The 13,519-nt window shown below is 61.4% G+C and carries 11 protein-coding genes; 2 read left to right on the top strand and 9 right to left on the bottom strand.

All coding sequences use genetic code 11. From position 1 onward, the window contains the following. Positions 1-137 precede the first annotated feature (137 nt). The 5 genes from AB6732_RS13020 to AB6732_RS13040 form a co-directional block, all read right to left on the bottom strand. Complete coding sequence (locus AB6732_RS13020; protein WP_370960359.1) at positions 138-905, bottom strand: carbohydrate ABC transporter permease; 768 nt, start codon at positions 903-905, stop codon at positions 138-140. Between the two features lie 155 nt (positions 906-1,060). Next, the gene (locus AB6732_RS13025) at positions 1,061-1,945 is read right to left on the bottom strand and encodes a carbohydrate ABC transporter permease (protein WP_370960360.1); all 885 of its coding nucleotides are present in this window, start codon (positions 1,943-1,945) and stop codon (positions 1,061-1,063) included. Continuing rightward, the gene (locus AB6732_RS13030; protein ID WP_370960361.1) at positions 1,942-3,252 is read right to left on the bottom strand and encodes an ABC transporter substrate-binding protein; all 1,311 of its coding nucleotides are present in this window, start codon (positions 3,250-3,252) and stop codon (positions 1,942-1,944) included. The genes AB6732_RS13025 and AB6732_RS13030 overlap by 4 nt, the downstream gene beginning before the upstream one ends. A gap of 106 nt (positions 3,253-3,358) precedes the next feature. Then, positions 3,359-5,143, bottom strand: coding sequence for a beta-galactosidase family protein (locus AB6732_RS13035; RefSeq protein ID WP_370960362.1), 1,785 nt, complete (start codon positions 5,141-5,143; stop codon positions 3,359-3,361). Beyond that, the gene (locus AB6732_RS13040; protein WP_370960363.1) at positions 5,140-6,384 is read right to left on the bottom strand and encodes a Gfo/Idh/MocA family protein; all 1,245 of its coding nucleotides are present in this window, start codon (positions 6,382-6,384) and stop codon (positions 5,140-5,142) included. The genes AB6732_RS13035 and AB6732_RS13040 overlap by 4 nt, the downstream gene beginning before the upstream one ends. Before the next feature lie 124 nt (positions 6,385-6,508). Between AB6732_RS13040 and AB6732_RS13045 the strand changes: the two genes are divergently transcribed. After that, positions 6,509-7,639 (top strand): ROK family protein, encoded by a 1,131-nt coding sequence (locus tag AB6732_RS13045; RefSeq protein ID WP_370960364.1) that lies wholly within the window; start codon positions 6,509-6,511, stop codon positions 7,637-7,639. Between the two features lie 149 nt (positions 7,640-7,788). Here the strand turns inward: AB6732_RS13045 and AB6732_RS13050 are convergent, their stop codons facing one another. Next, positions 7,789-10,284, bottom strand: coding sequence for a discoidin domain-containing protein (locus AB6732_RS13050; protein WP_370960365.1), 2,496 nt, complete (start codon positions 10,282-10,284; stop codon positions 7,789-7,791). Positions 10,285-10,404: 120 nt separating this feature from the next. After that, positions 10,405-10,629, bottom strand: coding sequence for a hypothetical protein (locus tag AB6732_RS13055; protein ID WP_370960366.1), 225 nt, complete (start codon positions 10,627-10,629; stop codon positions 10,405-10,407). 303 nt (positions 10,630-10,932) lie between these two features. On the opposite strand from AB6732_RS13055, the gene AB6732_RS13060 reads away from it, so the two are divergent. Continuing rightward, positions 10,933-12,414, top strand: coding sequence for a catalase (locus tag AB6732_RS13060; RefSeq protein ID WP_370960367.1), 1,482 nt, complete (start codon positions 10,933-10,935; stop codon positions 12,412-12,414). 136 nt (positions 12,415-12,550) lie between these two features. Here AB6732_RS13060 and crcB read toward each other — a convergent pair whose 3' ends face one another. Further along, on the bottom strand, positions 12,551-12,919 hold the full coding sequence (crcB, locus tag AB6732_RS13065) for a fluoride efflux transporter CrcB (protein WP_370960368.1): 369 nt from the start codon (positions 12,917-12,919) through the stop codon (positions 12,551-12,553). Beyond that, positions 12,916-13,404 (bottom strand): CrcB family protein, encoded by a 489-nt coding sequence (locus tag AB6732_RS13070; protein WP_370960369.1) that lies wholly within the window; start codon positions 13,402-13,404, stop codon positions 12,916-12,918. The genes crcB and AB6732_RS13070 overlap by 4 nt, the downstream gene beginning before the upstream one ends. Positions 13,405-13,519 lie beyond the last annotated feature (115 nt).

A 13,519-nucleotide genomic window follows, 5' to 3' on the forward strand; every position in this document is an offset into this window, starting at 1 on the left:
CCTCATAATCAGATCATCTAATAATCACAGAATCTCACCCACGGGCCATCGATTCTCCTGTCTGTGTTTTATAGAGAATCCGCTTGCTAAGATTCGCAGGTTCAAAAAACACTGCTCGCGCCGGCTGCGCGACAGCTTCACTTGTTGGCTCCGAGGGTCGCCCCTTCTATGACGCGTCGACCCAGCCACAGAAAGGCGACAATGATCGGCCCGATGAGGATGACGATTCCAGCGAAGAGTGCCCCCCAGTTTGAAGTGTACTGAAGCCCGTAGTACATATTCAGAAGAGCCGCCGGCAGTGTTCGCTGAGCCCCATCAGGAACCAGAAACAATACGAGTAGCGTTTCGTTCCAAGCTCCGATTGCCGTAATGATTGCTACCGTGGTGACGGGGCCGCGAGCAATCGGGAGCATGATCTTGCGGAAGGTTAGCCACGGTCCTGCGCCATCGAGTTGCGCGGCCTCTTCGAGGGAGGCTGGAAGCGAGCGGAAGAACGATGTGAGGACGAAAACCGTCCAGGGAATGGCAGTTGACGAGTAGAAAACTACGAGTCCGATGCGGGGGTCCCACCAACCCGTGATCCAGTCGGTCATGAACTGACTCACTCCGTTGTTGATAACGAAATAGGGGATCAGGACGGTTTGCATCGGCAACGCGAGCCCCATCGCGAAGTAGGTAGTGAGACTGGATGCCGTCCGGTCCATCCTGCGGGCAAGCCCGTAGGCTGCCGGGACGGAGATCACCATTACGATCACCAGAGTGCTTCCGACAAATATCAGCGTGGTCAGGGTTGCCTGCCCGAATCCTGCGCTGTCCCAGGCGGTTGCGTAGTTGTCCCAGTTCGCGTTGGTGGGCAAAGAAAATGGGCCAAGTAGGATATCGCGCGTGGACTTCAGGCTGGTCATGACGACCCAGGCGAGCAATGCGAGGTTGAATATTACCCATGCCCAGATTGCGACCTTGATCGCTCCGGGCACAATGTGATCACCGAATGCCCGTCCAATCCTTCGTCCCACCCCTTCGGGAGGCCGGCGCCAGGGGCTATGCAAGGTTGTCTGTGTCACAGTTCGAGGGCCTCTCTCTTGGTGAGACGGCGGGTGAGCCAGACCAATATAAGGGACAGGCCAAACATCACCACACCGATTGCGGACACCACTCCGAGCCGCGGCAGCCCCGAGGGGTCATTAAAGGCCAGATACTGTTGGATTGCCACAGTTCGAGCGGTGAGTGGCACGGCCGAATTAGCGCTTCCCGTAAATGCCAGAACGATCTCAAAGACTTTGAGTGAACCAATGACCCAAAGTACAGCACAGGTAGCAAATACATCCCATGAAAGCGGGATCGTGATCATGCGAAATGCTTGCAACTTGGTCACTCCCTCCAACGATGCCGCCTCGTAAAGGTCATTGGGGATGGCATCGACTGCCGACATCAACAAGATGACGTAGAATCCTGCGGCGGACCAGGCAAGGCCTGCGATGATACAGCGGAACACCAGATCTGGACCCAGCCAAGCCTGAGGGGGCAGCCCCACCCAGGAAATTATCTGGTTGAGAGCACCTTGTGAATCAAGAGCGAAGCTGAGAGCTGCACCGATAGCAATTGGGGATATGATGTTCGGCAGGTAGACGACGGACCGAATGAACCCCCGGCCTCCCATCTGCCGCAGAACAGCCATGCAACAGAATGCGATGAAAAAGACGAACAGACCCCCGACTACGGCAAGGACGATGGTATTTACGAATGAGAGTCTGAAGGCTTCGTCGGTGAGAATAAAGATGTAATTGTCGAAGCCTCTGAATGTTGCGTCTGTACCGAGTCCTTTCCAGTCAAAAAAGCTTACTGCTGCTCCGTAGACTGCCGGGAGGACGAAGAGAATGGTGTATACGAGGACTGCGGGCCAGATAAAGGCCCGCAGTCCGCGCTTGCGTGAAGCCTTGGTCACGGAGTACCGCTCGCGATGTAGGCGGTGGTCTTCTCCTTGCCCTGGGCAACGAACTGCTCCGGGGTGATCTTGCCGAAGACCAGCTGGTCATCAAGGGCAAGGAGGACATCGTTGTACCAGGTCGGAGCGACGGCTGCCACCGTGTCCATGTAGCCCGTCGTCGCCCTGCTCTCCAGAACCGACTTCTGCATGGCCGCAAGTGCATCGGGGGCTTTCACATCGGACCTTGCTGGGATGTTCAGCGCATCGGAGCCGATCTTCTCGAGATACTTCTTCTGCACCAGGAACTTCACGAAGTCTTTGGCCCCTGACGGGTTCTTGCCTTTGGCATTGACGGACCAACCCAGGACGTTCAGTTCCTCGACAGATTTGGAATCCTTGCCATATGACGGGAAGGGGAACGTGCTGAGTTTTGCCCCGTCAGCGACGACTGACTTCACTTCGCCGGCAAGCCAAGATCCATTCAAGTCGAGTGCGTACTTACCCTGGGCCCAGGCGTTCTGTGCATTCGGGTAGCGCGAGCCTTCGTAGCCGGTCTGGAAGTAGGGTCGCAGGGCTGCGACTTCCTTGGCTGCGGAAAGCACTGCGGGATCATCCCATGCCGCAGCGGACTTGCTCAGACCCAACACCGCACCCGGACCGTGAGACCGAAGCATCAGCCAGTAGAACCATAGGACGTTATAGGAGGCGTTACCGCCTTCCTGCGCGATAGGTGTCTTACCGGAAGCCTTCAGCTTGTCCAGGGCTGCCTTGAACTCTTCCCAGGTTGCCGGAGCTTTGGTGGCCAGATCTGGCGTGGAGTTGGCGTCAAACCATACACCGCCAGAAAGGATGGTGTGAGGAATGAAGGCGACCCCGTCCTTGTCTGATGCCGAGTCCAGGACTGACTTTGGGTAGTCCGACTGGATTTTTCCGCTCTCTCCGGCGGCCGGGGAGGAGAGGACGTCCGAGAGGTCGGCGATCAGTCCAGCCTTGCGATAGGCCGGGACATGATCGGGAGCGTTATCAAACAGGTCGGGTCCATTGCCGGAGACAGAGGCATTGATGACGTCAGTAACGCCTCCCTTACCCAGCTCTTTGATGTTTACCTTGATTCCAGTGCTCTTCGTGAAATCATCCGCGGCAGTTGCGAAGATCTTCGCCTGCGGAGTGTCGGCCGGCCACGAGGTCAGATAAGTGATGCTGTCGTTGCTGCTGGCACCAGTATTCGAGTTGTTCACCTTCTGCCCACAGCCGGAGAGAGTGAGGGCGGCAATGGCAACCGTGCCGATGACCGCCAGAGATGTCTTGCGTCGCGACAACCTCATCGCGGACTCCTTCCAAGGAGGGTTGAAAAACAGTCACTCAAATCGCACCGCAAGTGTGATTCGGGTCACCGGAAGTATTACATAAGGAACCTGCGTAATACAAGAGTCAGCGTTCCGCCCCGTCGATCGGGGTCGGGCCGCCCAGGTCGGGGCGGTCCAGCACTTGGATTTCGGCGCCAGCTTTACCCAGCGAGAGGACTTCAATCGTGTTGCTCCCTACGCGCCACAACGGTCCTGGCGCATAGAGGGTCCGCTGCGGACCGCGTGCGTCGATGCGGCCTAAGAGGAACCCGTTGAGCCACACGTATGCCTTTTCCCAGTCCGGCAGGGCAAGGAACGCATCAGCGGGCCCGCTACAGCGCAGTCGCGTTCTGAACAGCCCCGGCTCTTGGGCGGAGGCAGGGTTCGGCACTTCGGGGAACTCGGTGATTTCCTGGAGATCGATAGGCCTCTGCGTCCACCCATGCACGAGGCGTTCGACACCGTGGGCGTGGATACTCGCGCCACCCAAGAGCCCCTTCGACTCGCCGAGGTGCCGACCGAAATTGACCCGTCCTTCGTTCTCGACCAGAACGGCGAGGTGCACGTCTCGAGCAACTCCTTCCAATGGCAAGCCCGGGTCGGGGGTATTGCGGTCTACGCGGTGAACGAGCGTGTCGTCGAGGAACACCCATGCCCGATCTCGAGGTTCATGTATGCGCAACACGCTCGCACCTTCGGGGAGGGGAAGATCCGCTTCATACAGCGTAAGACCCGATGCTTGATGAAGATCCTCTTGGGTGAGCGGAACTGGCGAGCGTCGCACATCGGCACACATCGATTTCAACACGGGAAGGAGTGGTCCGACTGGGCTCACGAGCGTCGACCGGGGAGGCTGACGCCTGGGAAGTGGCGGGGGTGTGGGAAGCTCGGCACCTGTGACGGACCCAAAGAGATGCCTGAGTTTCCAGAATTTTCCGGTGAGCTCTCCGGCTTCTCCGATAGGGGCATCCGAGTCATACGAAGTAACGGTTGGGAGGTAAACCCCTTGGTCAATATTTGCGCCCGGCCATGTACCGAAGCTCGTGCCCCCGTGAGCCATGTAGATGTTGATCGATCCGCCCGCGGCGAGTATGGGCTCGATCGCTGCGATCATGTCGTCTGCCGGTCGCGTATGGTGCTCTCGACCCCAGTGATCAAACCAGCCGCCCCAAAACTCGGCACACATGAAGGGGGAACCCGGCCTGCGCCTGGATAAGGTCTTGACGGCTTCGTCTGCGCCGCTACCGAAGTTCGCGGTTACATCCAAGTCCGGCAGGGTGCCGGCATCCAGCATGAGGTCCGTCGGTCCATCCGAAGTGAAAAGGGGGACTTCGATACCGCGTGAGATTAGGCCGTCACGCAGGTGTTCGAGGTAATCTCGGTCGGAACCGAACGAGCCATACTCATTTTCCACTTGCACAGCGACCACTGGGCCGAATTGGCTCCGTTGGAGCAGCGCCAACCGTGGAATGAGTTCGTCGAACCAGGCATCGACATGCGCGAGGAAGTTGGGGTCGCTGGTGCGCAACGCTATGGGGCCGTTGTAGAGCAACCATGTTGGTAATCCACCGTTGTCCCATTCAGCACAGATGAACGGGCCGGGCCGGACGATCACAGCCAGGCCTACGTGCTCTGCCAGACGAATGAACCGCGGAAGATCGCGCCATCCGTCGAACTCGAATGACCCCTTTTCTCGTTCGTGGAAGTTCCATGGAACGTAGGTTTCCACGTGGGTGGCGCCCATCGCGGCGAGCCGTTGCAAGCGGTCGAGCCACAAGTCGGGGTGGATGCGGAAGTAATGGATTGCACCTGACAAGACGCGCCCACTATCGATCCACCGCGAATTGAGAGTGGGTGTTTCTTGGTTCACAGGGTCACCACTTCACCAAGGTGACGGGATCGTTCGGCAGCCCACACCAACTGGTGCGATTCGAAGCTTTCCCGAACGCTGGACAATGCTTGTCCATCGCGGCTCTCCACGGCCCGGAGGAAGGCTTCAACTAGCCTGCCATCGGCGCCGCCGTGGCCATCGGCTGCGCTGGCTCCACCGATCGGCGTTGTGTCGATCGTGCGTGTTGTACCGGTCGCAAAGTCGAGGATCTCCAGATGCTTCCCGTCGCCGCTGATTGATCCGTCGGTTCCAAAGATCCGGGTCTTCCGAAAATCGAGTTGGGTGAAGGCGACGGCAGTGAAGGATGCGGTCGCCCCGTCCTCGAACTCCAGGTTTACGACTTGGTGGTCAGCGACGTCGTTCTGCCCGTTATACACGCATTCTCCGTAAGGGCCCGTTTCGAGCGCTTCACTGACAGATTCCCGAGAGGGCTTCGGAGTGAGCACTCCGAGGGGCCACACGCGGTAGACGGGATCGTCTAGGAAGCCTTCGTAGATCTTTGTGGCTGAGTAGGCGCACGTCTGTTGAAGGGGGCAATCGACGCACCGTTCGGCCGCCTCGCCCGGCTTATTCTCCGGCTTGAACCAGTACAGACCGCCAAAGGAAGAAACCTTCTTCACGGGACGATCAACGATGTACGACAGCCAGTCCAAATCATGAGACGACTTGGCCATGAGCATGGAACTCGACGATTCGGCATTCCGCCAGTTCCCCCGGACGTACGAATGAGCGAAATGCCACCAGCCGATCGGTTCGAGATGCTCCACCGAGACGATCTTCCCAATGGAGCCGGACGTGAGAAGATCTTTCAGAGTCCGGGTGTAGTCGCTATAGCGCATCACATGTCCGATGGCCATGATCACCCCGGAAGACTCAACAGCATCAACAATTCGTGAAGCCTCCTCCTCCGTTGGCGCAATGGGCTTCTCCAGAATGATGTCGTATCCCGCGTACGCAAAGGCAACTGCGGGCCCAGTGTGTTCCTGATCCTGAGTGGCGATCACGACGGCGTCTGAGAGTTTCGGAGCGGCAACCAGATCCTCCCACGTGGTGAACACATTCTCTGGCGAGAGCGAGAATTCCTCGACGAAAAGCCTTCGCCGTTCAGCGTCGGGCTCAGCCACAGCAGTGAGCACCGCCCCTGCTTTCCGGGCGAGTCTTGCATAGTTGGTGCCGCGCGACCCTGCGCCGACCACCGCGAGGCGGACTGGGTTGGACATACCACTCCTCATTCTTTCGTTCGACAGGCCAATCGGCCACTCATAATATATAGGAGCCTTGCGTAATTGGGGAGGGGCTCTGCGCTAGAGGAATAAGGGCATGGCGAGTGTAGGAGATACTAGGGTGGTGCAGACACTGGATGGCAGCGAAGTCTCGACGCTGAGATGGATCAATGAGCGCGCGGTGCTGCGGCACTTGTACGAAGATGATCGCGCCCACTCAGTGGCGGAGATCGCCTCGGCATGTGCGCTGAGTCGCCCCACGGTTGAAGGTGCGTTAGTCCAACTTCTTCAAGATGGCTGGGTTCTTGAGACCGCACCTCAAGCGTCAGGTAAAGGGGCGGGGCGCCCCGCCAAACGGTATACGTTCGCAGACACGGTAAAAGTGCTTTTGGGTGTCGATCTCGGCCCTCACGGCGCGACCTGTGTCGCAGCTACACTACGCGGCGAGCGGCTCGCCACCGTGCGCACGGGGGAGTGTGATCTCAGTGACGGCATGGAGGCCTTGAATGCTGTAGTTCGTGTCATTCAACAAGTCCTCAGCGAGGTTGGGCGGAACGAGCACGATGTACTGGCGCTCACTGTAGGGCTTCCGGCAATTGTCGAGGTAGATGGTCGAATTGCGTTGACGGTCGTGGTCCCACGGTGGCAGTCGTTCGACCTCCCGCGACGGATCAAGGAACGCTATTCATATGCGCAGGTCATGTTCGAAAATGATGCGAAACTCGCGACCGTCGCGGAACACACCTGGGGGGCGGCAACCGGTACGCGGAACATGGTCAATGTCCTGGTCGGGCACAGGGTCGCGGCAGGAATGATCGTGGACGGACGGCTGGCTCGCGGAATCCATGGGGCAGCAGGAGAAATCGGAGCCTTTCCTGCGGCAAGGTGGGCCAGCGCGCACCGACGATGGCGCTCGACCGGTACTTCGACCCCACCGCACGAAACGCTTTCCGACAGAGGGACGGAGGACAAGTCGGGACCTAACGAATTGCAGGTCTTCGCTGACGACCTCGCCCAAGGCATTGCCGCGCTCTGCCTGGTTCTTGACCCCGAGGTGGTTGTCATCGGAGGCGGGATCGCGCAGCTTGGAGATCGCCTGATCCGACCGCTCTCGGATTCGGTCGCCGCTATCACGTTGTTCCCCGTGGAGATGCGGGTGTCGGACCTGGGCCAGAGCGCGGTAGCCCTCGGCGGGATCGCACATAGTCGCAATCACGTTGCCGCAACCGTCTTGGAGATCGATCAGCGGTAGCTCGCGATCCCATCACATCGGATCACCAGGTCCTCGCCAGCGCGTTGTCGAGGACTACGACGAATGTGCCGAGCCATATTGATCAGGGTCGTGAGGGGTGCCGACGAACCCGTCGACACCCCTCACTATTCAGAGGTTTACCGTGAATGTCACTGCACGCTGATTCCGTTCAGTGCCACATGTCCCCACGTGAGGTTCGCGCTCGAGAACTGGATCTCAAATCGCGTTGCCGTCGTGGGGGCGTTGAAGGTGAGCGTGCGGGATTCAACTGTTGAGGTGTTGCTTGACCAGGAGATCGCGGTCGATGGCACCACCGTTTGCCACGTGCCAGTGTCTCCGTTAAGAGCCTGCACGAATACCTGAGTAGGGCCCTGCCCCTGCCCGAAGGCGGCACTGAGCGTAATCGAGTTCGCGGTCACCGCCGGGCCATCAACTTGCAGATAGCCGAGTGAGGTCCCCTCGGATGCCCAGGACGTTGCTGGATTGTTGTCGACCAACGCGGCGGCAACGTTGCTGTTGGAGAGCTCGCCCATACTAGTGGCGGCGATTCCTTGGTACGACCCCGACAGTTCGTTCAACGCTACGTGACCCCAAGTCAAGTTGGCGGACTTGACGACGATGCGTATCTGACTTGTCGTCACGGTCGCGGGAAGCGTCAGCTTTTTATATTCGATGGTCGACGAGTTCGAGGACCAGATGACAGGCGCATTAGTGAGTTGAGTCTGCCACCCGGTCCCATTCCAAGTCTGGACATCGACAGACGTGGGTCCTTGACCCTGGCCGAATGCTGCCGCCAAGGTGACAGCATCAATCTTGCGTGGGTCTCCGTACTGGACCGTCAGGTCTCCCGGGAGAGAGGAGCCATTGGCTGCCGCCCATGAGGTCGCAATGTCACCATCTGCAACGTTCCCCAGCGTTCCTGCAGAGGTGCCGAGGCTCGACGTCACCGTCGCCGACACAGCATGCTGGATAGCTCCAAGATCCACGGCACCTACCGGCACTCGCGTACCGAGCGCATCTTTGGACTGCCCCCACTCGGAGACCCCCTTATTGAGCGCCGGAGACGTCGCACTGGGTGTGAACGCTGCGAAGTATGCATTGAACTGCGCTGGGGTGATGTACCCGTCAGTCGGGAGGCTTGCCCCCGTGTTGGTGAGCTGCGGATCCCCCACAGTTGCACCCGCGTCATTCGCCGCAGGAGCGGTGGATGCGGTGCCGTTCCAGTAGAGGTTGTTTGAGTATGGTGTCACCGCCTGGCCGGAAACGTTGTAGGGCGCATTCGAAGGGTTGTAGATGATGTTGTCGGACACGGCCTGCCCGCGCGCAATCGAATTGCTGGACGTATCAACGGCAACAATTCCCGTGAGCGCCTTGGGTGCACCATTGACGCCCGGCGATGTGAGCGTCGGACCGGGGGCCGACGAGGTCCAAATGGTGTTGTTGTGAGCTCGCGTACCTCCGCAGCCTGAGAGGAAGCGGAAGATCAGACGCTTGTCGTTGACACTGAGGTTGTAGCGCACTTGATTCTGGTAGGCGGAGATCAAGCACATGAAGAATCCGCCGTTATTGCTGTCACTAATGTTGTACTGGACAACACTATTCTGGGTTCCCATGTCCGCGTCGAATGCTTGCCCGTCAGCGTTGGAGTAGATCCCTTCATAAGCTGTACGGCGGACAGTGTTGTACTGAACCACGATTCCCTTCGTACCTTGCCACCAGATTCCAACATTTCCACCGCCGCCCACAATCTGGTGGCTCGCAGCACGATCGACAGTATTCCACTCGACGACGGCGTTATCTGCATACTGCGGAGTGATACCTCCACCGGTCACGTCGTGGACATAGTTCTGGTCCACCTTCAGCCCCGTGAACGCCTTTCGGGTTCCCGACACTTCGGAGGAAGGAATGCCGGTTTCCGCCGAATAGATCTCACAACCTCCACACCATGTTGTGAACGTCGAGATTCCGTACGCGTTGACATCACTGACCTCGTTGCCAGAGATACGGGTTCCCGCGAACCACGTCTGCACGCCGTTCCCACGAACCCCAACTGCGATGCCACCTTCGCCGATGCCCCCGGACTTACCTTGTCCGTCGACACGGTGCACATAATTGTTCAGGATCGCGATGCCATCGACCTGGCCGATGTCCTTCGCTTCAACATAAATGCCGCGACGAATGCTATTCGTCGACGTGGTCATCGACGCAGAATTGGTGACTTCCAGGTTCTGCACCGTCACATACCGAGCATTGGAAACAGTCACCGTGTTCGTGACTGCGCCGGCCCCGTCAATACGCGCGCGTCCCGTCCCGTACGATCCGATAGTGATCGGCGCTCCAGCCGTTCCGGAAGATGTGACTGTCAAGCTGCCGGTCCACGAGGACCCGCCCTTGAATAGAACGCTATCGCCTGGAGCGAAGCTAGACGCATTCACCTTGTCGAGGGAGCGCCACGGTGTAGCGACGCTGGTTCCGGTACCGGCATCATTACCCGCCGAGGCGTCGACGTAGTAGGTCGTTCCGCCGGCAGCATGAGCCGGAATTGGTGCGATTGCCACGCTGGACCCTGCAACGACCAGCGCTGCAATCGCCGCCGCAGCCATCGCCCCTCGTCGGAGCACCTGCGTAGGAAGTGAATAGTTCATGCCTTGCCCTTCGTCGGACCATCCAAACGCGTTAAATATAGAAGGGGGCTTCGTAAATAGCTAGAGCTGCACGGCACACCGACACGTAGAGTGGCGCCATCCGCAACCAGCCCGGCTTACCTACCAGCCACACCAGGCCAGTGGCCCCAGCGGGACCCTGGCGAGCATGCGGCCCGTGATCGATGGCTGGTCCTCGGGGAACATGCCCGGAGCGGTCGCGAGGGCGATCCCGGCCGGGATGGTGCCGATCCGCGCGACGCCGGTGAGCTGACCCCGTGCCGCCGCGATCTCCGCGGAGAGCGCCTCCTGGTCGGAGACCACGCGGCGGGCCCAGGTCAGCGCCATCTCACCTTCGGGTGTGAGGCCCTCGTAGGCGTCCTCCGGCGCCGGCGCATGAAACCCCCTTGCCCGCACGGTCGCCATACCCGGCGAGCGCGATGCCTTTGACGCTCGTGATGGTTTCTTGAAGAATGGCCGTGCGAGGCGCATCTCGCGATCCGGTGCCGTCCGGAGAGGGAAATCCCAGCTCAGAGCGATGGCGCCATGCTCCGGTCCCCCGCGGATCCGGACTGCCGAGGGTTCTCTTTCGGCGCCGAGTGCACCTCGCCCGGGAACGGATTGACCCGAACGACCGAAGGAGAGCACGACATGACATTCAACAGTGACTCGCAACTCGACGCCCCGGTGCCGTCGACCACGGAATCGGGCGCGCGCCGCGACAGCGACGCACACTCGCTGAGCGTAGGCCCCAACGGTCCGCTGCTCCTCCACGACGTCGCGCTGGTGGAGAAGCTGGCGCGCTTCGACCGGGAACGCATCCCGGAGCGCAGCCCTCATGCGAAGGGCTCCGGCGCCTTCGGGCAGCTGGAGGTGACCGAGGACCTCTCGGCCTACACCAAGGCGAAGGTGTTCCGGCAGGGCGCCGTGACCCCCATGCTCGCCCGGTTCTCCACGGTGGCCGGAGAACTCGGCTCACCGGACAGCTGGCGGGACGTGCGCGGTTTCGCGCTGAAGTTCTACACCGAGGACGGCAACTACGACATCGTCGGCAACAACACGCCGACCTTCTTCGTCCGCGATCCGATGAAGTTCCCCGACTTCATCCACTCCCAGAAGCGTCTGCCGGACTCCGGCCTGCGGGATGTCAACATGCAGTGGGACTTCTGGACCCTCTCCCCCGAGTCCTCGCACCAGGTCTCGTACCTCATGGGCGACCGCGGCATCCCGCGGAGCTGGCGCCACATGAACGGCTACTCCTCCCACACCTACATGTGGGTCAACGAGGCCGGCGAGCGCTTCTGGGTCAAGTACCACTTCCTGACCGAGCAGGGCCTTGAGTTCCTCACGAACGACGAAGCCGCCACCCTGGCCGGCGAGGACGCCGACGCCCACCGCCGGGACCTCTTCGAGGCGATCGGCCGCGGTGAGTTCCCGTCCTGGCGCGTCGAGGTCCAGATCATGCCGTACGAGGAGGCCCGAAGCTACCGCTTCAACCCCTTCGACCTGACCAAGGTGTGGTCGAAGAAGGACTACCCCCGCATCCCGGTCGGCCGCTTCACGCTCAACCAGAACCCGGTGAACCACTTCGCCCAGATCGAGCAGGCCGCGTTCAGCCCGTCGAACCTGGTGCCGGGCACGGGAGTCTCCCCGGACAAGATGCTGCTGGCCCGGATCTTCTCCTACCCGGACGCGCAGCGGAACCGGCTGGGGACGAACTTCAACCAGCTGCCGGTCAACAGCCCCGCGGTCCCGCTGAACTCCTACGACAAGGAGGGGGCCATGCAGTACCACCACAGCGGCGCGGCCCCCGTCTACGCCCCGAACTCCTACGGCCGCCCGTACCAGGACACCGAGGGCCGGGCGGAGAACGGCTGGGAGGCCGACGGCGAGATGGTGCGTGCCGCGTACACGCTGCACGCCGAGGATGACGACTTCGGCCAGGCCCACACGCTGGTGCGTGACGTCATGAACGACGCCGAGCGGGACCGCCTCGTGGACACGGTCGTCGGCATGGTGTCCGGCCAGGTCGTGGAACCGGTCCTCAGCCGGGTCTTCGAGTACTGGAAGAAGATCGACCAGGAGGTCGGCGCACGGATCGAGGCGGGCGTCCGGGCCGGCGGCGCCGCCTGATTCGTGGCGCGTCAGGCAGACCCTGACGGCCTGATGACGAAGCCCGCCGGAACCGGGGACATCACCGGTTCCGGCGGGCTTTCGCCTGCCCGGACCCGTGTACCCGAAACCGTGAGCACCGCCCGGCCGGTCCAGGTCAGGAGAGCAGGATCCCGACCCACGCAGCCAGGAGGCACAGCACTGCGCCGCCCAGTCCGTAGAGCACCGCTCGCAGCGGCTCGCGGTTGTGCAGGAGCCGCACGGTCTCCAGGCTCGCCGTGCTGAACGTCGTGTACCCGCCGAGGAACCCCGTGCCGGCGATCAGCAGTGCCTCCGGCCCCATCCTCTGGGCCGCCACGGCCCCGGCCAGCACGCCCAGGGCGAACGACCCGGTCACGTTGATGACCAAGGTCGCGAACGGGAAGTCCGTGGGCCAGCGGCGCCGCACCGCGCCGTCGAGCATGAAACGCGCGACGGCGCCCACCCCTCCCGCGAGCGCCAGCCAGAGCGGGAGCAGGGCGCTCATGCGCCTCCTCCCGGCGTCGCGCGACCGTCCCGGCGCGACTCCCGCAGCCGGTGGCTCACCGCGGCGAGCCAGATGCCGAGCGCCGTGGCCGCGCCCCCGAACAGGAGCGTCGCGGCGAGGTAGCCGAACGCCTCGGCGAGGCGGCCTGCCTGGAGCAGATGGACGGCGTCGACGGCGAAGGTGCTGTACGTGGTGAAGGCGCCGAGGAAACCGGTGCCGGCCACGAGCCGGAGACGGCGTGCCCAGCCGATGTCCGAGCCGCGGCGGATGAGCGCCTCCAGCAGAAGTCCGAGCAGGAACGCCCCCAGCACGTTGATCAGCACGGTGGCCAGAGGCCAGCCGCCCGGGGCCGGGACGGTCACCGACAGCGCGTACCGCGCGTAGGCTCCGAGCACTCCGCCGCCGAAGACCCAGCCGATCGCCCGGGGGTCCAGGTGCAGGGGCGGGACCGTTCCATGAGCGGTGGTCCTGGACGGCTCACGCATCGGTCATGCTCCCTCCGGACGGTTGACACGGCTTCGACACATGCCGCCTTCCAAGGCTAGCGCGAAGTCCGCCCGGGGGCCGGGCGCGGCGGCCAATGCCCAGCGCTTCCCCGTG

The organism is Arthrobacter sp. RCC_34 (assembly GCF_041360795.1).
In the GTDB taxonomy this organism is placed as follows: Bacteria; Actinomycetota; Actinomycetes; order Actinomycetales; family Micrococcaceae; genus Arthrobacter_E.

Excerpts from the sequence above, each read along its gene's own strand:
- AB6732_RS13070 (WP_370960369.1), bottom strand. The coding sequence starts at position 13,404 with ATGCGTGAGCCGTCCAGGACCACCGCTCATGGAACGGTCCCGCCCCTG.
- AB6732_RS13060 (WP_370960367.1), top strand. The coding sequence starts at position 10,933 with ATGACATTCAACAGTGACTCGCAACTCGACGCCCCGGTGCCGTCGACC.
- AB6732_RS13055 (WP_370960366.1), bottom strand. The coding sequence starts at position 10,629 with ATGGCGCTGACCTGGGCCCGCCGCGTGGTCTCCGACCAGGAGGCGCTC.
- AB6732_RS13050 (WP_370960365.1), bottom strand. The coding sequence starts at position 10,284 with ATGAACTATTCACTTCCTACGCAGGTGCTCCGACGAGGGGCGATGGCT.
- AB6732_RS13040 (WP_370960363.1), bottom strand. The coding sequence starts at position 6,384 with ATGTCCAACCCAGTCCGCCTCGCGGTGGTCGGCGCAGGGTCGCGCGGC.
- AB6732_RS13020 (WP_370960359.1), bottom strand. The coding sequence starts at position 905 with ATGACCAGCCTGAAGTCCACGCGCGATATCCTACTTGGCCCATTTTCT.
- AB6732_RS13030 (WP_370960361.1), bottom strand. The coding sequence starts at position 3,252 with ATGAGGTTGTCGCGACGCAAGACATCTCTGGCGGTCATCGGCACGGTT.
- crcB (WP_370960368.1), bottom strand. The coding sequence starts at position 12,919 with ATGAGCGCCCTGCTCCCGCTCTGGCTGGCGCTCGCGGGAGGGGTGGGC.